Annotated in this window: 19 protein-coding genes; 2 read left to right on the forward strand and 17 right to left on the reverse strand. The window is 35.7% G+C overall.

Features of this window, described 5'->3' with window-relative positions; all coding sequences use genetic code 11:
• Positions 1-13 precede the first annotated feature (13 nt).
• From EKM60_RS07525 to parE, 3 genes are all read right to left on the reverse strand, one after another.
• Positions 14-973 carry a LysR family transcriptional regulator gene (locus tag EKM60_RS07525; protein ID WP_125714058.1) on the reverse strand — a complete coding sequence of 320 codons (960 nt, stop codon included), beginning with the start codon at positions 971-973 and terminating at the stop codon, positions 14-16.
• 72 nt (positions 974-1,045) lie between these two features.
• Complete coding sequence (gene parC / locus EKM60_RS07530) at positions 1,046-3,481, reverse strand: DNA topoisomerase IV subunit A (protein WP_125714060.1); 2,436 nt, start codon at positions 3,479-3,481, stop codon at positions 1,046-1,048.
• 10 nt (positions 3,482-3,491) lie between these two features.
• Positions 3,492-5,492 (reverse strand): DNA topoisomerase IV subunit B, encoded by a 2,001-nt coding sequence (gene parE / locus EKM60_RS07535; protein WP_125714062.1) that lies wholly within the window; start codon positions 5,490-5,492, stop codon positions 3,492-3,494.
• Positions 5,493-5,695: 203 nt separating this feature from the next.
• On the opposite strand from parE, the gene plsY reads away from it, so the two are divergent.
• Positions 5,696-6,313, forward strand: a complete 618-nt coding sequence (gene plsY, locus EKM60_RS07540; RefSeq protein ID WP_125714064.1) for a glycerol-3-phosphate 1-O-acyltransferase PlsY — start codon at positions 5,696-5,698, stop codon at positions 6,311-6,313.
• Positions 6,314-6,326: 13 nt separating this feature from the next.
• Here the strand turns inward: plsY and EKM60_RS07545 are convergent, their stop codons facing one another.
• The 13 genes from EKM60_RS07545 to EKM60_RS07605 form a co-directional block, all read right to left on the reverse strand.
• On the reverse strand, positions 6,327-7,199 hold the full coding sequence (locus tag EKM60_RS07545; RefSeq protein ID WP_125714067.1) for an aldose 1-epimerase family protein: 873 nt from the start codon (positions 7,197-7,199) through the stop codon (positions 6,327-6,329).
• A gap of 13 nt (positions 7,200-7,212) precedes the next feature.
• A complete protein-coding gene (gene hslU, locus EKM60_RS07550; protein ID WP_125714069.1) occupies positions 7,213-8,643 on the reverse strand; it encodes an ATP-dependent protease ATPase subunit HslU in 1,431 nt (476 codons plus the stop codon).
• Positions 8,644-8,659: 16 nt separating this feature from the next.
• On the reverse strand, positions 8,660-9,184 hold the full coding sequence (hslV, locus tag EKM60_RS07555) for an ATP-dependent protease subunit HslV (protein WP_125714071.1): 525 nt from the start codon (positions 9,182-9,184) through the stop codon (positions 8,660-8,662).
• A gap of 13 nt (positions 9,185-9,197) precedes the next feature.
• Positions 9,198-10,097, reverse strand: a complete 900-nt coding sequence (gene xerC, locus EKM60_RS07560) for a tyrosine recombinase XerC (RefSeq protein WP_125714073.1) — start codon at positions 10,095-10,097, stop codon at positions 9,198-9,200.
• Entirely contained in the window at positions 10,098-12,182 is a 2,085-nt protein-coding gene (topA, locus tag EKM60_RS07565) for a type I DNA topoisomerase (protein WP_125714075.1), read from the reverse strand. It lies immediately after the preceding gene.
• 110 nt (positions 12,183-12,292) lie between these two features.
• Positions 12,293-13,114: a DNA-processing protein DprA gene (gene dprA / locus EKM60_RS07570; RefSeq protein WP_125714077.1), complete on the reverse strand. Its 822-nt coding sequence runs from the start codon at positions 13,112-13,114 to the stop codon at positions 12,293-12,295.
• 43 nt (positions 13,115-13,157) lie between these two features.
• Positions 13,158-13,916, reverse strand: a complete 759-nt coding sequence (locus tag EKM60_RS07575) for a ribonuclease HII (protein ID WP_164508361.1) — start codon at positions 13,914-13,916, stop codon at positions 13,158-13,160.
• Position 13,917: 1 nt separating this feature from the next.
• Positions 13,918-14,772 (reverse strand): ribosome biogenesis GTPase YlqF, encoded by an 855-nt coding sequence (gene ylqF / locus EKM60_RS07580; RefSeq protein WP_125714081.1) that lies wholly within the window; start codon positions 14,770-14,772, stop codon positions 13,918-13,920.
• A gap of 11 nt (positions 14,773-14,783) precedes the next feature.
• Positions 14,784-15,008 (reverse strand): YozE family protein, encoded by a 225-nt coding sequence (locus tag EKM60_RS07585; protein WP_125675986.1) that lies wholly within the window; start codon positions 15,006-15,008, stop codon positions 14,784-14,786.
• An 11-nt stretch (positions 15,009-15,019) separates the two neighbouring features.
• Positions 15,020-15,610: a YpmS family protein gene (locus EKM60_RS07590; protein ID WP_225427026.1), complete on the reverse strand. Its 591-nt coding sequence runs from the start codon at positions 15,608-15,610 to the stop codon at positions 15,020-15,022.
• On the reverse strand, positions 15,610-16,470 hold the full coding sequence (locus EKM60_RS07595; protein ID WP_125714085.1) for a DUF459 domain-containing protein: 861 nt from the start codon (positions 16,468-16,470) through the stop codon (positions 15,610-15,612). The genes EKM60_RS07590 and EKM60_RS07595 overlap by 1 nt, the downstream gene beginning before the upstream one ends.
• Before the next feature lie 70 nt (positions 16,471-16,540).
• Positions 16,541-17,383, reverse strand: a complete 843-nt coding sequence (locus tag EKM60_RS07600; protein WP_125714087.1) for a DegV family protein — start codon at positions 17,381-17,383, stop codon at positions 16,541-16,543.
• 234 nt (positions 17,384-17,617) lie between these two features.
• The gene (locus EKM60_RS07605) at positions 17,618-18,688 is read right to left on the reverse strand and encodes an acyltransferase (protein WP_125714089.1); all 1,071 of its coding nucleotides are present in this window, start codon (positions 18,686-18,688) and stop codon (positions 17,618-17,620) included.
• 132 nt (positions 18,689-18,820) lie between these two features.
• Here EKM60_RS07605 and EKM60_RS07610 point away from each other — a divergent pair, with 132 nt between their 5' ends.
• Positions 18,821-19,819: a hypothetical protein gene (locus EKM60_RS07610; protein WP_404811404.1), complete on the forward strand. Its 999-nt coding sequence runs from the start codon at positions 18,821-18,823 to the stop codon at positions 19,817-19,819.
• A gap of 70 nt (positions 19,820-19,889) precedes the next feature.
• Here the strand turns inward: EKM60_RS07610 and EKM60_RS07615 are convergent.
• Positions 19,890-20,018: IS3 family transposase (locus EKM60_RS07615; protein WP_225427027.1), on the reverse strand; the 129-nt coding region annotated here is incomplete at its 5' end.

A 20,018-nucleotide genomic window follows, 5' to 3' on the forward strand; every position in this document is an offset into this window, starting at 1 on the left:
CCCCTTTTCTATTTTATCTTGAAGACTTCAGACGTTCGATATAACCTACTTTATCTAAGAAATTACTCCACTCTTCAAAGAATTCATTGATCCGTGGAATCTTTTCTTTATCTTCTCGATATACAAATGATAATTCACTTGATATGGCTGGTTCAAGTGGTGTTTGATAAAGTTTTATTAATGATTCATGAGCCAAACAAAAACTAAGTGGTAACCCAGTATAAATATTGTCTGATTCTTGAGCAAATTTCAGCAATTGATATGGTGAAGAGAATCTAGCAATAACATTTGGAGTATCAACCAGAGCATCCCTAAAATGTTCTGTCAGCAGATTAGATAGATAATAGTCCTCTAAATATGCTGCCCAGGGACGTTCTACGGCATCTTTATATGTTGCTTTACCCTTTTTATTGATTCGGTCACTATTATGTATCAGCATAATATTATCGCTGATGATCTTCTTAGATTTATATATCTTCCAATTTTTTATATTCTCATCAGGTAAATACATAATTGCTAAGTCGATTCGATTATTTTGAATATTTTCCCAAATATCTTTTCTCGTTAGTGAATTCAATTCAATTTCAATACCAGGGTTATTTTTCTTATATTCAACAATAAAGTCTTCAATAACGACTGATTCAGTAGTCGCCAATAATCCAATACTGATTTTTCCAGTTGTACTAGAAGATTCTTGTTGGATCGTATCAGTCACTGTATTGATCGTATTAAAGATATCGTGTGTTGCCTCAAGTAGTGATGATCCGGCATCCGTTAGATAGATCTTCTTGCCCATGCTGTAAAACAATGGTGTACCTACAACATGCTCAATTTTTTTGATCTGTTGTGTCAAAGCAGGTTGAGTAATACCTAGCGATTGAGCTGTCTTTGTATAGCTCATATTCTTTGTTAATTCATCGAAGTAGTTCAACGCTTTTGAACTAAAAACTCTTCTTGACTTTTCATCCAGCAATCAGAAATCCTCCTAATTATTAATATAAACTAATAATACTATATAAGTTTAACTTATTGTTTATATAACAAATTATTTTTCAATTTCGTCTTTGACAAAACGGCTAGGCATTCCATCACTAGCCGGATCCATAATGAACGATCCATTTGAATATCTGTCAGAAATAGGATGATTCTTTTGATCTATCGAAATAAGTTTATTTTCAGAAGTCACGACAGACAGTCCAATACCCGGCTCAACATCTGTTACAAGTTGAATTCTATGTGGCTCACGTTTTAATTCACGTAACGTCAATACACCACGTTTGGCACGACTTGTTATTGGTATTTCTGAAAGCTTCATTTGCTTATAAGCACCGCGTTGAGTCAAGATGGCGACTTTATTACTTGGATCTGTTAAGAAGAATCCAGCCAATTCATCATCATCTTTTAAATTAACAAATTTAACTCCGACGGCACGATTACCAACAACTGGTACTTCATCTAGTTCAAATGAGCAGGCATATGAACGTTTTGTAAATACATAGACGATTCGGCTAATGTCATCCACATAATAAACATCCAATACTCGCGCTTGATCTGTTTTTAATTTTGCAAAACAGCTTGCTCGTGACTTATATGTTCTACCAGGCAAGAGATCTTTAAAGGATACTTGCTTAATATAATTCTCACTCGTAGCAATCAAGAAATTACCTGGTTGTTCTAATTTATCAAAAACAAAAGCTCTCAAGATTGTTTCATCAGACGCTAAACCGATCTCTTGTGACAAATGAGAGCCTGTGTCCTTCCAACGACTGTCATCCAGCTCAAAAATCTGACGATAAATCAGATTACCCTTGTTGGTAAAGATAAATAAGTGATCTAAAGTACTTACCTCTTGGTCCAAAATTGGATAATCCTCGTCTTTTAGTCCATTATCATCAGTATCTGACGCTTGATATGAACGCAGACTGCTTCGTTTGACGTATCCATCATGGCTAACTAACAAACGGACTGTTTCATTGGCCACTAGGACACTTGTATCAACTTCAATTTCAGCCACTTTAGCCTCGATCTTAGTACGACGCTTATCAGCATAAGTCTTTTTAACGTCTAGCAACTCATCTTTAATAACATTCATTAAAGTATCGTGATCATTAATAATGCTATTCAAGTAATCGATAGTTGCATGTAACTCTTTATCTTCTTTTTCCAATTCTGTCACATCAGTATTAGTCAAACGGTAAAGTTGTAACGATACGATAGCTTCAGCTTGTTTCTCAGTGAATTGGTATTCTTTGATCAAATTATTTTTGGCATCGGATTTATTCTTACTGCCGCGAATTGTTTTGATCACTTTATCTAGAATGGATAAAGCCTTGATCAAACCTTCAACAATGTGCAATCTGCTCTTAGCTTTAGCTAGATCAAACTTACTACGTCTTAAGACAACTTCCTGTTGATGCTTAACATACTCAGTTAGAATTTGAACCAAGCCAACTTGTTGCGGACGCATGTCAGCGATAGCAACCATATTGAAGTTATATGAGATCTGTAGGTCAGTATTCTTGAACAAATAATTCAAGATCCCTTGTCCATCGACATCCCTCTTCAACTCAATAACAATTGACAATCCTTGCCTGTCACTTTCGTCACGCACTTCTGCAATACCGTCGACCTTTTTCATAACTCTAGCTTCGTCAATTTTTTTAACTAACACGGCCTTGTTTACTTCATAAGGAATCTCTGTCACTACGATTTGTGATTTATGACCACGCAAATTTTCAATTGAAGTCTTAGAACGCAAGTATACTTTGCCACGTCCTGTTTCATAGGCTTCACGAATACCTTTAGCACCTTGTAAAATACCGCCAGTTGGAAAATCTGGACCTTTAACAATTTTCATCAAATCATCCAAAGTAGCATCTGGATTACCTATCAACTTGATAGTTGCATCGATAACTTCACCTAAATTATGTGGCGGAATCTCCGTAGCATAACCGGCTGAGATACCGGTTGAACCATTGACTAGTAGATTAGGAAATCTAGCTGGCAGAACCTTAGGTTCTTTTTCTGTATCATCAAAATTCCATTCTTCGTCGACGGTATCCTTGTTAATATCACGCAACATTTCGGCTGAGATCTTACTTAGTCTAGCTTCTGTATAACGCATGGCGGCAGGTGGATCACCATCCATAGAACCATTATTACCGTGCATCTCGATCAAAGGTGCTCGTAATTTCCAATCTTGTGACAATCGAACCATGGCTTCATAAATTGATGAATCACCGTGCGGATGAAAATTACCCATAACATTACCGACACCTTTGGCCGATTTTCTAAAACCTTTATCATAAGTATTTCCATCAAGATACATTGAGTAGAGAATTCTACGCTGAACGGGCTTTAATCCATCACGAATATCTGGTAAAGCTCGCTCTTGAATAATCGATTTAGAATATCTCTCAAAACGATCTCCCATAATCTTCTCTAAAGAAATATCTTGAATTTTAGGAGAATTTTTAACCAAATTTTATCACCTATTCCTTATTCAATAAGTCATCAACGATATTTTGATCAATTGGATCAGTATCATCAATTTTCTCTAAAATAGTGTCGCCCTCTTCAGTACCGTTGAATTTAACATTCTTTTCGATCCAATCACGTCTTGGCTTTACTTTATCACCCATCAATGTTGTTACACGGCGTTCTGCTAAGGCAGCGTCATCTATATTAACTCTAATTAAAATTCTAGACTCAGGATCCATGGTTGTTTTCCATAACTGGTCAGCATTCATTTCACCTAAACCTTTGAATCGTTGTAATTCATAACCTTTGCCCATCTTTTGAATCGAATCTTTTAATTCATCAGGTGTCCAAGCGTATTTGATCTGAGTTTTAGCACCTTTACCCTTTTGTAACTTGTACAAAGGTGGTAAAGCAATATATACGTGTCCTGACTCTACTAATGGACGCATATAACGATAGAAGAAGGTTAATAACAGGATCTGAATATGTGATCCGTCATCATCGGCATCAGTCATAATAATAACCTTGTCATAGTTACGATCATCTAGTTTGAAATCAGCTCCAACTCCAGCACCGATCGTGTAGATCATTGTATTGATCTCTTCATTCTTATAAATATCTTCAAGCTTAGCCTTTTGAGTATTTAGAACCTTTCCTCGCAAAGGTAGAATAGCTTGAAATTTACGGTCACGGCCTTGTTTGGCAGAACCACCAGCAGAATCACCCTCGACTAAGAACAATTCGTTTTTAGTGGAATCTTTAGATTGTGCAGGTGTTAGTTTACCAGACAACAGACCATCGTTTTTCTTACTCTTCTTGCCACTTCTAGTGCTCTCACGGGCTTTTCTAGCAGCTTCACGCGCTTCACGCGCCTTCAAAGACTTCTTAACTAATGTCTGAGCCTGTTCACCATTCTCCATCAGGTAAAAGCTCATTTGCTCATAAACTAATTGATCAACAGCTGAACGGGCTTGAGGTGTTCCTAGTTTGCCTTTAGTCTGGCCTTCAAATTGTAAGATCTCTTCAGGAATACGCACTGAAATAATAGCCGATAATCCTTCACGGACATCACTACCTTCAAGATTCTTACTATTTTCTTTAAGAAGTCCAACTTTTCTAGCATAGTCATTAAAAGCCTTTGTCAAACCAGACTTCATTCCTGACTCATGTGTCCCACCATCAGCGGTTCTAACATTATTAACAAATGAAATTATATTTTCCGAATAACCGTCATTATATTGACCAGAAAATTCAATTTCAATCTCAGAATTAGTTCCTTCAATATAGAAAATGCCACCGATGGTATCTTTATCTTCATTCAAATATTTAACGAAGGATTGGATACCGTCTTCATAGTGGAAAATATCTTCTTTTGGTTCTTCACCACGATTATCAGTAATAGTGAACTTTACACCTTTAAGTAAAAAGGCTGACTCACGTAATCGTTCTGCTAACGTATCGTAATTAAATTTAGTAGTCTGAAAAATACTAGCATCAGGTTTAAAGCTGATAGTAGTACCATTACTTTCTTTAGATGTTCCCGTCTTTTTTAAGGTGCCGACCGGATGTCCACCATTCTCAAAGCGCTCTTCATAGACTTTGTTTTCACGGACAACACGTACCGTCATCCATTCAGACAAAGCATTAACAACGGATGAACCAACACCGTGCAATCCACCAGAAGTTTTATAACTATTTTCGCTGAATTTACCACCAGCATGCAAAACAGTCAAAATAACTTCAATAGTTGGTTTACCAGACGCATGCATCCCAGTTGGCATCCCACGTCCATGATCGACAACAGTAATACTGCTGTCCTTATTAATTGTTACGTTTATTTCTTTTCCAAATCCTGATAGTGCCTCATCGACAGCATTGTCGACAATTTCGTAAACTAGATGATGTAATCCACGTGAATCCGTAGATCCAATATACATACCTGGACGTTTACGAACTGCTTCCAGTCCTTCCAGAATTTGAATCGAAGAATCATCATATGATGATTTTGGCATGCAAATCATTCCTTTTTTGTAGAATCTAAGTTAACATTTTACTATTATATCACTAGATTAAGATATTAATCTTAAGAATTGAACGTATGTTCGCTCCTTTCAATTCTAACAGATTTAGTAGATAATGTCTTAGTTAGTATTTTTTAAAAGTACCATAGAGTTACAATATACCAAAAAATAAAGCTAAGAGAGTGATTTTTAGAATGAAACTTCTCGTTTGTGCAATTTTAGCCTATCTAATTGGCTCATTTCCGACCGCTTATATCGTCGGTAAAATCTTTTTTCATAAGAATATTTTTGAATACGGCAGTGGTAACGTTGGAACTACCAACGCCTATCGGGTCTTTGGACCATACGCTGGTACATTCGTATTAGTGATCGACATTTTAAAGGGAACTTTAGGAGCATTGATGCCAGTTTTCTTTAATCTTGATCATCACTGGGTCTTATTCATCGGAATATTCGCCGTTATCGGACATGTCTTCTCGATCTTCTTGAAATTTCGAGGTGGAAAAGCTGTTGCTACTAGTGCCGGAATCTTACTAGCCTACAACCCATTGCTATTCATGATTTGTTTTATCTGTTTAGCAACTATCGTCTATGTAACTAGTATGGTCAGTGTCGCCAGTTTAACAACCGTTTTAGTATTCACGATTGCAACGCTATTCATGCATGATTGGATCTTAACTACCGTAGCTCTGATAGTAACCATCATAATCTACGTCAGACACATCCCTAATATCAAACGTTTACTAAAGGGCAAAGAAAATCTTGTTCCAATTGGATTACAGTATAAGAAGCAACAAAAAAACGACCATTAATATGGTCGTTTTTTTATTTGATCGAAATACTGTAGTAAGCTTCAAATTGGTCATCAGGAGCCAATTTATTAATACCATATTTTGTCTTAAATTGATTATCAGTATCTGTTTTGTCGGCAATGCCCCACCAAGGTTCGATGCAAACGAAATTACCTTCTTTAGGATATGGTGACCAAATTCCAACAAATTTGGCATTACCAGTATCAACCGTCAACTTGTGTTCTGACTTTTCACTCTCGATCGTCAAAACAGCTGGATCGTTCAAACGGTAAATAATTGCATCCTCAGCAAACACATCATGTGTCAGCTCTAGATCCTGGTTAGCAACTTTAAATTCCTTATTCAAGTCGATATTGCTTCCAACTAGTGGAATACTAGTTCTCAACTCACTTGGACTGATGCCAACTCTAAAATCTTCAAAACTTGTATCTTTTTCAAATGGCACTGAGAAACCCGGATGTGCTCCAATTGAGAAATAGATATCTTCTGTTTCAAGATTCTTAACAAGATAACTGACTTGAATACTATCTTTAACTAATTGATAAACAACTTTTAACTCAAAATGATATGGATATTTTTTAAGTAATTCATCATTAGTTGTCAGCAAGAATACTAATTTAGAGTCAGTTTGTGACTCCAAAGTAAATTCTTGATCCCTAGCAAATCCATGTTGGTTCAATTGATATTCTTGATCGTCAATAAAATAGTGGTCGTCTTTTAAACGTCCTACGATCGGAAATAATACTGGCGCATGACGGCCCCAAATATCAGGATCAGCTTGCCAAATGAACTCTGTTTCCTCACTATTTTGAACACTGATCATTTCAGCACCAGTAGATTTAACTTGCATAGTCAAATAATCATTCTTTAATTGAAATATCTCCATAAATTACACCACCCTATAGGATGTAACGAGAAAGATCCTTATCAGCAACGATCTTGCCGACTTGTTCTTTAACGTACTCTCTCGTAATAGTAATATCGCCCATCTGCATATCCGGTCCTTCAAATAAAATATCTGAAAGGATCTTCTCTAGAACTGTTGATAAACGTCTAGCTCCGATATTTTGATTAGCGTTATTAAGGTCAAAAGCAACTTTAGCAATTTCTTCAACTGATTCTTTAGTGAAAGTCAAATCGATTCCATCAGCTTTTGTCAAGGCAACATATTGTTTCGTCAAAGCATTATCCGGTTTAGTCAAAATTTGAATAAAGTCACTCTCCGTAAGATCATTCAATTCAACTCTGATCGGAAAACGTCCTTGTAATTCAGCAATCAAATCACTAGGTTTACTCTCCGCAAAAGCACCAGAAGCAATAAACAAAATATGATCTGTATTAACGGCACCATATTTAGTATTGATCTGTGATCCTTCAACGATAGGCAAAATGTCACGTTGAACACCTTCACGTGAAACCTCACCAGAATTCTTCTTATCACCAGCAGCAATCTTATCAAACTCATCAATAAAGATGATTCCGTTATCTTGAGTTCTTTCAATAGCTGATTGATAGATTTCGTCATGATCAACACGTTTTTGAGATTCTTGTTGAATCAGAATTTCACGTGCTTCTTTAACAGGAAGAGTTCTTGTGATCATCTTCTTAGGCATCAAAGAATCCATCATACCGCTCATGTCGATACCCATTTGACCCATTTGGTCATTCATAGGACCAACTTTACGTGATTCTTCAACTTTGATAGTTATCTCACGGTCTTCTAGTAAGCCTTGGTCAAGTTGTTCCTTAACTGATAGGCGTTGATCACGAATCGAATCAGTTACTTCTGAATCACTATCTGGATCATCATCATTGTTATTTTGACCAAGAGCATCTTGTAATCCATTAGCAGATTGCAAATTGTTCAACATTGACATAAAGTCCATGTTATTTTCTTGGCGACGTTCCTTTTTGATACCAGGAACTAATAATTTAACTAATTTCTTATCAACGTCACGACTGACATCTGGTCTGATTTCATCAAATTTTTCTTTTTCTTCCATTGTTACAGCTACGTCTACTAAGTCACGAACCATTGATTCAACATCACGGCCAACGTAACCAACTTCAGTAAATTTAGTTGCTTCAACTTTAACGAATGGGGCCTTAACTACTTTGGCAAGTCTTCTAGCAATCTCAGTCTTACCAACACCTGTAGGTCCGATCATCATTAAGTTTTTAGGTGTTATTTCTTGTTGCATTTTCTTTGGTACTTGCATACGGCGATAACGATTGTATAGGGCAATAGCAACAGCTTTTTTAGCATCTTGCTGTCCAATAATATAATTATCTAATTGTGCAACGATTTGTTTTGGTGTTAGTGTCTCCATTTATTGATCTCCATTTTTAAAATTTGTCTGAAATAATGTTTTCATTCGTAAAAATATCAATCCCTGAAGCTATTTTAATAGCCTCACGAGCAATTTCATCAGCAGTCATATCACTGGCATGTCTTTGCATTGCAATAGCAGCAGCTTGGGCAAAATTGCCACCTGAACCAATTGCAACAACATCTTCATCCGGTTCAATGACTTCACCACTACCTGAAATAAGTAAAAGGCTGTCCTTATCCATTGCGATCAACATAGCTTCAAGTTTTTGTAGAGTTGGATCTTTGCGCCAATCTTGAGCTAATTCAACAGCTGAACGCTTTAGATTACCTGAATAAGCTTTTAATTTCTGTTCAAGCCAATCTTGTAAAGTGATGGCATCAGCAACACCACCGGCAAAACCAATGACAACTTGATCATCAAAAATTCTTCTGACCTTGTGTGCTGATCCTTTCATAATATACTTTTCACCCAATGTAACTTGGCCATCCCCAGCAATAGCAGTGTGACCATCATGTTTTACAGCAACGATTGTTGTCATTTAAATTACCATCCTATCTTGGAAAATACTTTTTATAGTCTTTTTGTAAGTGTTCCATAGTTACGTGCGTATAAATTTGCGTAGTTGAGAGACTAGAGTGACCCAGAAGTTCCTGAACCGTTCTCAGATCAGCTCCGTGATCAAGCATATGTGTAGCAAATGTATGCCGGATCATATGGGGATGAATATCTGCTGTCAGACTAGTTCTTTTAATTACTTGGTCGAGAATATATTCGATCCCACGACTAGTTAATTCTTTACCACGATTATTAACAAAAACATATTCATGTTCTTGATGATATTTAGTCATCAATTCACTTCTACCGCCATGAATATATTCTTTTAGTGCGTCCTGCGAATAACTACCAAAAGGAACATAACGATCTTTATCACCTTTACCATGAATTAAAACAATTCCGTTAGTAAAATCCAATTGACCTAATGTCAAACTTGAACATTCACTAACACGCATACCCGTGGCGTACAGTAATTCTAAAATTGCTGAATTGCGTTGTGACAGCGGATCATCGCCTTTTACAGCTTCAAACAACTGCTGCATCTCTTTTTCGTAAAAGAAATGTGGTAATTTTCGTCCTTTATGTCGCAATTGTACCAAATCAAAAGGATTAGCTGATAGATACTTGTTCTTAACTAAGAAATTATAAAACGATCGCAAGGCTGATATTCTCCTAGCAATCGTCTCATCGGCGTAATCTTTTTCATCCAAGTACGTCAAATAGGTCTCAACGTCTACCCGATTTACCTTCGTATAGCCGTTGAAACCCCCGTTCTGCTCCAAAAAGTTAACGAAGTTATTAATATCTTCTAAGTATGATTCCTTAGTCTTCACCGAATAGTGGTGATTGACCAGCAGATAATCAACAAATTGATCAACTAATTTTTGTTCTAACATTTATTTTTGAATGTCCTCTTCGTAATCCCCATTAGGACAGATAATTTGACGTCCACCTTTGACCTTCTTTTCAACTAAGTAGTGACCATCTTTTGGACAATCACGGCCAACTGGCTTATCCCATGATACAAAATCACAGTCTGGATATCTGGAACAACCGTAGAAAATACGATTCTTCTTAGATTTTCTTTCGATAACTTGTCCCTTCTTACACTTAGGGCAAACTACACCAATTTCTTTAACGATAGGTTTTGTATTACGACAATCTGGGAAACGTGAGCAAGCATAAAACTTACCATAACGTCCCATTTTGATAACCATTGGTGCCCCACAGATATCACAATCCATACCTGCTGGTTCATCTTTGATCTGAACCTTTTCAATTTTAGTTTCAGCTGATTCTAGCTCTTTAGCAAATGGCTTATAGTAACTATCAACAACCTTGACCCAGTTTTCTTTACCCTCTTCGATTTCATCTAGTTCATCTTCAAGATGAGCTGTAAAGTCGATATTAACGATATCTGGGAAATAATCTTGAATCAAGTTATCAACGATCTCACCTAACTCAGTAGGTTCAAAACTCTTACCATTTAATTTTACATAATAACGTCTTTGAATCGTATCAATGGTTGGAGCATATGTAGAAGGACGTCCCACACCATTTTCTTCCAAAGCCTTAACAAGTGAGGCTTCAGTAAATCTTGCAGGTGGCTGTGTGAAATGTTGAGCCGGATTGTTGGCTTGCAACGTAGCTTGGTCACCTTCAGTTAATTCTGGCAAGATATTATCTTTTTTGTTCGATTCGGCGGTACTTTGGTAAACCTTACGATATCCAGCAAATTTCATCTTTGAACCATTAGCTCTGAATTTAACTCCATTTTGAGTTAAATCAACTGCCATAGTATCGTAAACGGCTGGTGTCATTTGACTGGCGACGAAACGTGACCAGATCAATTCATATAAACGATACTGATCACGACTAAGGATATCCTTTAGTGACTTAGGTGTACGGAAAACAGATGAAGGTCTGATAGCTTCATGGGCATCTTGTGCACCTTCTTGGTTCTTATCTTGACGTTTCTTTACAGCTGCGAATGGTTCACCGTATTCTTCATGAATAAAGTCTGATGCTTCAACTTGAGCCACTTTAGAAATACGTTTTGAGTCGGTACGCATATAAGTGATCAGACCAACTGTACCTTCTTTACGCCCTAAATTGATTCCTTCATATAATTGTTGAGCAACCATCATAGTTTTTTTTGTCTTGTAATTTAAACGACGGTTAGCCTCTTGTTGAAGGGAACTAGTTGTAAATGGAGCAGCAGGTAAACGCTTACGTTCTTTCTTAGAAACTTTCTCAACGATAAAGTCTTCATTCTTATCTACACGAGCTAAGACATCTTTGACTTGATCATTATTCTTTAATTCGAGCTTCTTACCATCAACACCATAAAAATTAGCATTGAAAACATCTTTGCCATGCTTGAAAGTTGATTCGATTGACCAATATTCTTCAGGAATGAATTTCTTGATCGACTTCTCACGTTCAATAACTAACTTCAAAGCAATAGACTGTACACGTCCGGCACTAAGTCCTTTTTTAACTTTTGCCCAAAGAATTGGGGAAATTGAATATCCAACGATTCTATCCAGAACACGTCTAGCTTGTTGAGCATCAACTAAATTCATATCAATACTGCGCGGTGACTTGAAAGCCTGCTTAACAGTATCTTTAGTGATTTCGTTAAATACAACACGGTTTTTATCTTCAGAATCAAGACCTAATAAATGAGAAACATGCCATGCAATGGCTTCTCCTTCACGATCCGGATCGGCTGCCAGATAAACTCTTTTGGCTTTTTTAGCCTCTTTCTTTAAATCTTTGATGACCGGACCCTTACCACGAATAGAAATATATTTGGGTGTATAGTCATGATCAAAATCGATTCCCATTTGACTCTTAGGTAAATCACGAACATGTCCTAAACTTGCTACAACGTGATAATTACGTCCTAAATACTTCTCAATTGTTTTTGCCTTTGACGGTGATTCTACGATCACCAGGTTCTTTTGTTTTGATGGCACGCAAAGTGCTCCTTTCTGAATGAATCAATTAGAAAACTGTTCAATATATTAAGTATAGATTTCTGATTTGTCAATTCAAATGATACATTTTATTATTCATTTAACAAAGATTATTTTAAAATTTCAACATTTAAAAGTGGTATTGCTCCATCAAAAATCAATTGATTACAGCCATCTGAAAGTTCAGAATCCACTCTTCCGGGAATAGCATAAATCTCACGATTATTTTCTAAAGCAAGACCTGCCGTTATCAAAGCCCCACTATGATTCTTAGCTTCAACGACAATTAACTTTTGACTTATACCTGCAATAATACGATTACGTTGCGGGAAATGCCAAGGATTTGCAAAACTATCTGGTGGATATTCACTCAAAACTAATCCATAGTTGGCAATTTGTCTCTGTAATCCCTGATTATTACGAGGATAAAAGCGATTTAACCCGGTACCAATAACAGCAATGGTATTGCCGCCATTAGCTACCGCACAGCGTTGAGACCGTCCATCTATCCCGTTTGCTAAACCGCTCACAATAGTATAACGGTCAATTAAGTTTGGTACAAGACCATCAACACAGCTTATACCATAATTACTAGCCGATCTTGCTCCAACTATTGCAATCGTTTTAGTTTTCAAAAGTTCGATCCGACCCTGATAAAACAAAAGTGCCGGCGGATTATAAATCTCACGTAAGCCTTCAGGATATTCATCGCTTAAATAATTTATTGCCTGGATATTTTTAGTACCTAAACTCCTAAATAATGGAAGAAACTGGTCAAATTCTTTTTTTGATCGGCTTTCTTCTATTATTTTAAGCGTATCCAATTCTAGATTAGCACTTTTTATAGATTTTTTTATAATTTTTAACATATCTTGGTTTGAAACTAAATTAGTCAATCGACACTTAATCAAAATTTTTGTCAGTTTATCCATAATAAAAACACCGCTTTCTTAAAAGAAATTACGAAAGCAGTGCTTAATAAATTTTATTGATTTGTTTTACAGGTGAAAAACTTAAACGATGGATCGGTGTACGACCATATTTTTCAAGTGCCATTAGATGTTCTTTGGTACCATATCCATCATTATGGACGAAATTAAATTCCGGATATATTCTGGCATACATATTCATCAAATGGTCACGAGCAACTTTGGCCACAATGCTTGCGGCACCAATACTCAATGATTTGGAATCGCCCTTATACAGCTTCGTTTGGCCAATTTTAACCGGTATCGTCATCGCATCGACCAAAATATGATCTGGTTTAACATATAGACCATCGATTGCTTGTTTCATAACCAATTCAGTCGCATGATAAATATTTTCTCTATCGATCATCTCAGGACTGCCAACACCAATACTAATGTCAATCGCCTGCTCACAGATCTGACGATAAAGTTCTTCACGTTTTTTACCAGACAATTTTTTTGAGTCATCGACTTCATAGAGTGTATTATTAGTCGGCAAAATAACCGCTGCTGTGACGACGGGACCAGCTAAAGGTCCACGCCCTACTTCATCAACACCGGCTACTAATAAATCATGTTCCCAAAAAGTTCTTTCATAATGTTTCTTGGATTCAAACCTCTCGAGTAATTCTGCCCTTTTAAGTCTCTTTTTCTCAAATTGAATCAGCAGCTTCTGAACGCCAGCTCTAGAGTCTGCTTTTAAATCCTTTAATTGCTGTGCACTTACACCATCTTCAAGTAGTTCTTTAACGTCTTTGATGGTCAAGCTATTCCTCATAGAACTCACCCGGAATATCAAACGTTATACGCCCAAATCTCAGTTTTCTGACATCATTAATAATTTTACGTGATGCTTTATCATAGTCATCTTTGTAACCAAATTTCTTGGTCAAATTCATCAATAATTCAGGAGTAGTACTATTATAAAGATCTGTTCGATCGATCTTATAAGCGTCCATCAACTCATCAATATAATAAGTTTCCATAAAGTTCAAAGCATAAATCGCCACATCATCAGGAGAATAGATTTTATCTTTAATTGCACCTGATAGAGCGAGTTTCATACCAACTTTAGGATCATCGATCTTGGGCCAAAGAATACCCGGTGTATCTAATAGATCAATTCCTAATTCTGTTTTCAACCAGTTTTGGTTTTTAGTAACACCTGGTCGATTACCAGTAACAGCTACATTTTTACCAACAATTCTGTTTAAGATAGTTGATTTACCAACATTAGGAATTCCGATACACATTGCCTTGATCCGATAGTTCTTAACACCATTAGCTTCGTATTTAGCAATTTTATCTGATAATTCACCACGAATAAGGTCCTTCAATTTACCTAGACCTTTGTTGTGCTTGGCATCTAGTTCAACTGATTTAGTACCTTCTTGTTCAAAATTGACTTTCCAATCTTTAGTTCTCTTAGGATCAGCTAAATCAGATTTATTTAAAATAATAATATGCTTCTTCTGATCAATTATCTGTTCCAAAACAGGATTTCTAGAAGAAAATGGTAATCTTGCATCAACAATTTCCAATACAATATCGACCATTTTTAGACGATCTTGGACTTGATTTTTTGCTTTGTTCATATGACCCGGATACCATTGCATCACCATAAATTATTCACCTATTTCCTATCTGTGTCTTGATATTTAGCATAAACTTCATCAAAAATAGTCATACTGGGCAAATAGCCCGCGTTTAGTTCTAAATATTCAGAAATTTTCTCATAATCCTGTTCCTGTTTAGGGAAGGATTGGTCGCGGAAAGCGTTGTTCGCAAATTCTGCATCTGGTTCAACACTTTCAGCATTTCTTTGAGTCATTAAAAACTCGTAAAAACTTCGCCTCATATTGTAGTCCTTTACTGATTTTTAGTTATTTTTTCATTCATAACTAAGAAAGATAATTTATCCTGCTTCAAATCAATTTTCTTAGCTCTAATACCATATCCATCTTTGGTTGTAAACTTAGTGAATTTTAACAGAATTGTCTTGTCGCCGCCATTAACACTTACCCAATCGGGAACCTTGAAACTGTTCTTAATATAATTCATAACAAAAGTTATAGGTAATGACAAGTCGCCGATTTTCAATTTCTTAGCTTTTAGTAACACATCCCCATTAGTTTTAGCGTAAGGCTGCATAACTAAATTAAAGTGGATCTTTGAACCTAGAAAAGCAATAGCTCCAGTTAATTCAGCATCTTTTTTCAATTTTAATTGATACTGTGTTTTACCATCATTCAACGTATGTTTCAAGTAATACTGTGCCATTTTGTTGGCTTCAGTTTTGTCCATATTGACGGTGAACACTCGATCACTTGTGTCGATCTTTGAGGTTACTTTATATGTCTCATCTGGGGCACTCATAACCTTGGTTCCAATTATACCTAAACTTACTACTAAAATTGCTACTAAAGCAATAAACGCATATTTCCAGTAATTCTTTTTCATTATTTAATCAGCCAATCTTTCGTTGTTTTACTTACTTCATCAAAAACTTTTTCAGTCATCATATCATATCCGGTCCCATTTGGATGGAAATGGTCCTTCTTGTAAAGATAAGGATTAGTCCCGGTTTTCTTAGCTTTTTTATCGACCTCTTTAGTTTGGTATAGATTATTAATATCAATGAAATAAGTCAATTTTTCTTCACTTGCCACTTGTGCTGAGGCCTTGTTCCAATTAATGAAGGCTGTCTTAGCATTTTTAACATTAGCTAGATAGATACTAAAGGGATTGTAAATACCTATCAGGTAAATCGGTGCATCATTATTATAGTACCTTAAGTCATCCAACAAATTCTTTAGACGAACATCAAATTGTTGCTCTTCAGTCGCAATATCTGATTCAGTTAAATCAATTCCTTTTTTTTGCAATAAGTGCATAAAGTCATTGCCACCAACAGTTACCGTAATCACGTCTGCTTTAGGCAAATCAGCATGCATTTTCTTGTCAGACTTGATCCTTGAAATAATCTGAGTGCTAGTATCACCCGAAACTCCATAATTATAGGCCGAAGTTTTTACCTTATACTTAGTAGCAATCTTTCTCTTCAACCGAGTAACATATCCACCGCCAACTGACTTAGGATCACCAACGCCTTGTGTCAACGAATCACCAACCGCAACGATATTGATATGAGATTTATTGGGGTCAACTTTGATCTTCTTTTTTGCCTTCTTAGGCTTACTTTTCTTAGTAACTTGCGTCGTTTTCTCACCATTTTGATTGTTCAAAAAGTAATAACCTACTCCACCACCTACTAATAAAATAATAATTATTGCTAATATCCAAATATTTCTTTTCTTCATATATAATCCATCTTTCAAAAAAGAGGGTAAGACAGAATTTATCTCTCACCCTCTTTATATATAAATATGTTTATTCAGTATAAAACTCAATGGCGAAAGCACCTGAACCGGCATGTGTTGCGATAACAGGACTTGTAACTCTAATTAGCAAAGGAACATCGGGAACGATTTCCTTGAGTTTTTCCTTCAATTCATTAACATAGTCCAACTTATCAACGTATGAAATACCGATAGCCTTAATATTTTCTAGGCTTTTAATTTCTTCCATGACATTGTTCATGTATTTTTCAATTGTCTTTCTACCACGGCCACGCTTAGCAATATCCAAACTGTTATTCTTCAAAGTTAAAACAACATTGATATTTAACAGTGTTGACAATGTGCTGGCAAAGCGACTCAAGCGTCCACCACGCAAGATGTTTTCAATACTCGTAACACCCATGTATAAGCGAGTCTCATCGCGAACCTTCTGAATAGCAGTCTTGATCTCTTCAATCGACTTGCCTTCTTCTGACAATTGGGCAGCTTTGATAACTTGGAATGCTAAAGCGCGATCAGTAAACTCTGAATCGACTACCTCCATGTGTTTATCAGTCATTTCAGCTACTTGTCTGGCTGCATTAACGGTTCCGCTGATAGCCTCTGTCATATTGATCGAGAGAATATCAGTATAATCTTCAGGTATCGCATCAATGACCTTCATAAAGGTACCAATTGATGGTTGTGAAGTTTTAGGAAGTTCTTTTGAAGAATCCATTTCCTTAACAAATTCTTCACGCGTAATGTCAACACCGTCGGTATATGTGTTGTTATCGATATTAATTGTCAAAGGCACAACGCCAATGTCATATTTCTCGATTTCCTCTGAAGTTATTTGAATAGATGAATCGGTGATGATTTTTACTTTACTCATTTTATCCCTCTTTCACGATATAGGGTTTCGCATTGTTTATTGGTTAAAGTATAACAGAAATTAATCAGAGTATTATACTGGCACACCAAAGTTTTCAGCTATTTTATTTGTTAAAACATATTTTCTCAAATAAATATTAACATCACATATCATTATATTATACTTGCAACGAATATTGAAAATAAAAATAAGCTCTTAACCAAATTTTAGTTAAGAACTTAAAAATTAATTTTACTAATTTATCTTGATTGGGACTTCATTTTTACTTGTTTTATGTCTGTGAAAGACGAATGCAATGATTTTAAAGATAATTGACCGACCAATATCTGCAAAATAGCAAATCACCATTATTCCTAATACAGCAACGAAACCATACAAGTTCATCTTGATCAGATTTTCCGTATTGCTAAAGGTGAAATGGTTCCACATTTTAGTTAAGACAAATATATTTTCAGTTATCAGATAGACCGCAAACATGTGCTTAGCAATTTGATTAATCATGCTATTAAACCGTGTTTTGAATGTTATAAATATCAAAAACAATCCCAACGAACAAATAAGAGCAAAAAATCCGGTGTAGATATTTGTATAGCGATTTTTAGAAAAGACAATATCGTAGTACATTTTTCCGTAAATTATTACTAAATTAACGACAAACAAAGCTAATCCTATCAAATAGTTCCAGTTAGATTTTTTAACAAACTTTCTAATGTACAGCCCCACTAAGTAAGCCGTGATCAAGATACCCAATCCGACTGACTCTGAAGCAACATTATTGTTGATCAAAGGGAAGATACTGCACGAAGCAATCAAAATAACCAACAAGTAGATAAACCTGTTCCGGCTAAGATTTGCTACTGCTTTATTGATGTAGGGTACGAATAACATCAGTAATATATACGCCGTTACAAACCAATAATGATTAAAGGTCAACGGCATGATCGACTTCCAAATACTGTAATTACCTTTCAATGGCATCTTTAAGTAAATTGCCACAAGGAGAAACAAGATACTGTAAAAATAAAGTTGAGCATATATAGAAACAGCCTTTTTTAAAGTTCGTTTCTCATCGTACTCTTTGCTTCCTAAATAGTAGCCTGTGATCATTACAAACGCATAAACACCTATATCCCCTAGTGGCAAATAGAACAATGAGTAAAATGCTCTCAGCAACTGGTTATTAGCTATCAGAGTATCAGCTACTCCTCCCCGACTCCACAAACTAAAATGGTGTAGCGTAATAAACAACATGCTGACAATACGCAAAAATTCAATATTACTATTCCTCAAACGATTAGTATTCATCGGTAATCCCCAATTTTTATTTAGATAAATTTGTAACCTAAATAATACTTTATCATATTAAAATCAATAAAAATATAGGAGAAAAGGCGTGTATCTTTGATTTATTGAAAAATATTTATTTCGTAATAAGAAATCAGTAACAAGTATTCCGAAGTAAACAAAGATACTAATGAAACCGTCAGTTCTCCAGATGAAGTTTCATTAGAAAAAGAAACAAACACAGTTAAGTGGAATGCTTCCGATTCATTCCTATCTGCTATGGCTCTAAAAGGTGAGACTTACAGACTTGTAATTAAAGCTAAAGTCGATCTAAGCAACGATACATCAGATTCAGTTGATAGCGGTGAAATTGAAAATATTGCCAACTCTATTGTTAGCGGACAATCTCAATCAACTAACCAAGTTCAAAATCCGGTAGATGGTGATGAGATTCCTGCTAAACCAACTAAATCTGTAACTGATAAAAATGGTAAAGACATCAACAAGCAAGACGTTAAACTTGGGGATGAAATCGAATACCATATTGATCAAAAGGTTGGCGTTTTAAACCAATCAATTTCTAAGAGATATACTGAATTTTCAATCACTGATCCATTACCTGATAACATTGCACATACAAAAGCATATGTAATTAATAAAGCAAATGGTAAGACGGCCAGTGAAGAAAGTGATCTTTCTTTCGATGAGAATTCAAATACAGTTCTATTCACTGCATCAGATTCATTCTTAAAGAATATGGATCTAAACGGTGAAACTTATGAATTAGTTGTTGAAGGTAAAGTTGTTGCAAAGAACGCCAAGACCGATGATCAAGATCTCTTAACAGATCCAAGTACTGATAAGAAAGATAGTACTAATAGTTCTACAACATCCGCATCAGATACAAAACAAGACGAAGTAACAGATACATCCGACGTAACAGTAATTAGAGATGTTGCTACTTCGAGCTTGAACAATAATCCACAAGATACAAATGAAGTATTGAATTACTTAAGACCTGAGACTCCAAAGGACGAAGAAACTACACCTGGTAATGTAGATTCCAATCCAGCAGAATCTACATCTAAGATGGCACAAACAGGTAATAAAGGATTCATTAAATCAATTCTTCATATTTTGAATTTAATATAAATAAAAAGGTTCTGACCAGTAAATTATTACTGGTGAAGTGCAATAAAAAAGTTAGACATTTTTATAAGTTTTAAGAAATCATGGATTGTTCCCTGTATTCTACAGGAGACAATCCATTTTTCTTTAAAGAAATACGTTTATTGTTGTACCAGTTGATATATTTAGCGACTATATTCTTTAAATCTTCTAAGTCATAGAT

Source organism: Companilactobacillus kedongensis (genome assembly GCF_003946625.1).
Lineage (GTDB): Bacteria > Bacillota > Bacilli > Lactobacillales > Lactobacillaceae > Companilactobacillus > Companilactobacillus kedongensis.

What these genes read in the sequence shown, in the direction of transcription:
- EKM60_RS07600 (WP_125714087.1), bottom strand. Translation starts at nt 17,383, where the DNA reads ATGAGTAAAGTAAAAATCATCACCGATTCATCTATTCAAATAACTTCA.
- EKM60_RS07605 (WP_125714089.1), bottom strand. Translation starts at nt 18,688, where the DNA reads ATGAATACTAATCGTTTGAGGAATAGTAATATTGAATTTTTGCGTATT.
- hslU (WP_125714069.1), bottom strand. Translation starts at nt 8,643, where the DNA reads ATGGAGACACTAACACCAAAACAAATCGTTGCACAATTAGATAATTAT.
- EKM60_RS07585 (WP_125675986.1), bottom strand. Translation starts at nt 15,008, where the DNA reads ATGAGGCGAAGTTTTTACGAGTTTTTAATGACTCAAAGAAATGCTGAA.
- plsY (WP_125714064.1), top strand. Translation starts at nt 5,696, where the DNA reads ATGAAACTTCTCGTTTGTGCAATTTTAGCCTATCTAATTGGCTCATTT.
- EKM60_RS07595 (WP_125714085.1), bottom strand. Translation starts at nt 16,470, where the DNA reads ATGAAGAAAAGAAATATTTGGATATTAGCAATAATTATTATTTTATTA.
- dprA (WP_125714077.1), bottom strand. Translation starts at nt 13,114, where the DNA reads ATGGATAAACTGACAAAAATTTTGATTAAGTGTCGATTGACTAATTTA.
- EKM60_RS07590 (WP_225427026.1), bottom strand. Translation starts at nt 15,610, where the DNA reads ATGAAAAAGAATTACTGGAAATATGCGTTTATTGCTTTAGTAGCAATT.
- EKM60_RS07545 (WP_125714067.1), bottom strand. Translation starts at nt 7,199, where the DNA reads ATGGAGATATTTCAATTAAAGAATGATTATTTGACTATGCAAGTTAAA.
- xerC (WP_125714073.1), bottom strand. Translation starts at nt 10,097, where the DNA reads ATGTTAGAACAAAAATTAGTTGATCAATTTGTTGATTATCTGCTGGTC.
- hslV (WP_125714071.1), bottom strand. Translation starts at nt 9,184, where the DNA reads ATGACAACAATCGTTGCTGTAAAACATGATGGTCACACTGCTATTGCT.
- parE (WP_125714062.1), bottom strand. Translation starts at nt 5,492, where the DNA reads ATGCCAAAATCATCATATGATGATTCTTCGATTCAAATTCTGGAAGGA.
- ylqF (WP_125714081.1), bottom strand. Translation starts at nt 14,772, where the DNA reads ATGGTGATGCAATGGTATCCGGGTCATATGAACAAAGCAAAAAATCAA.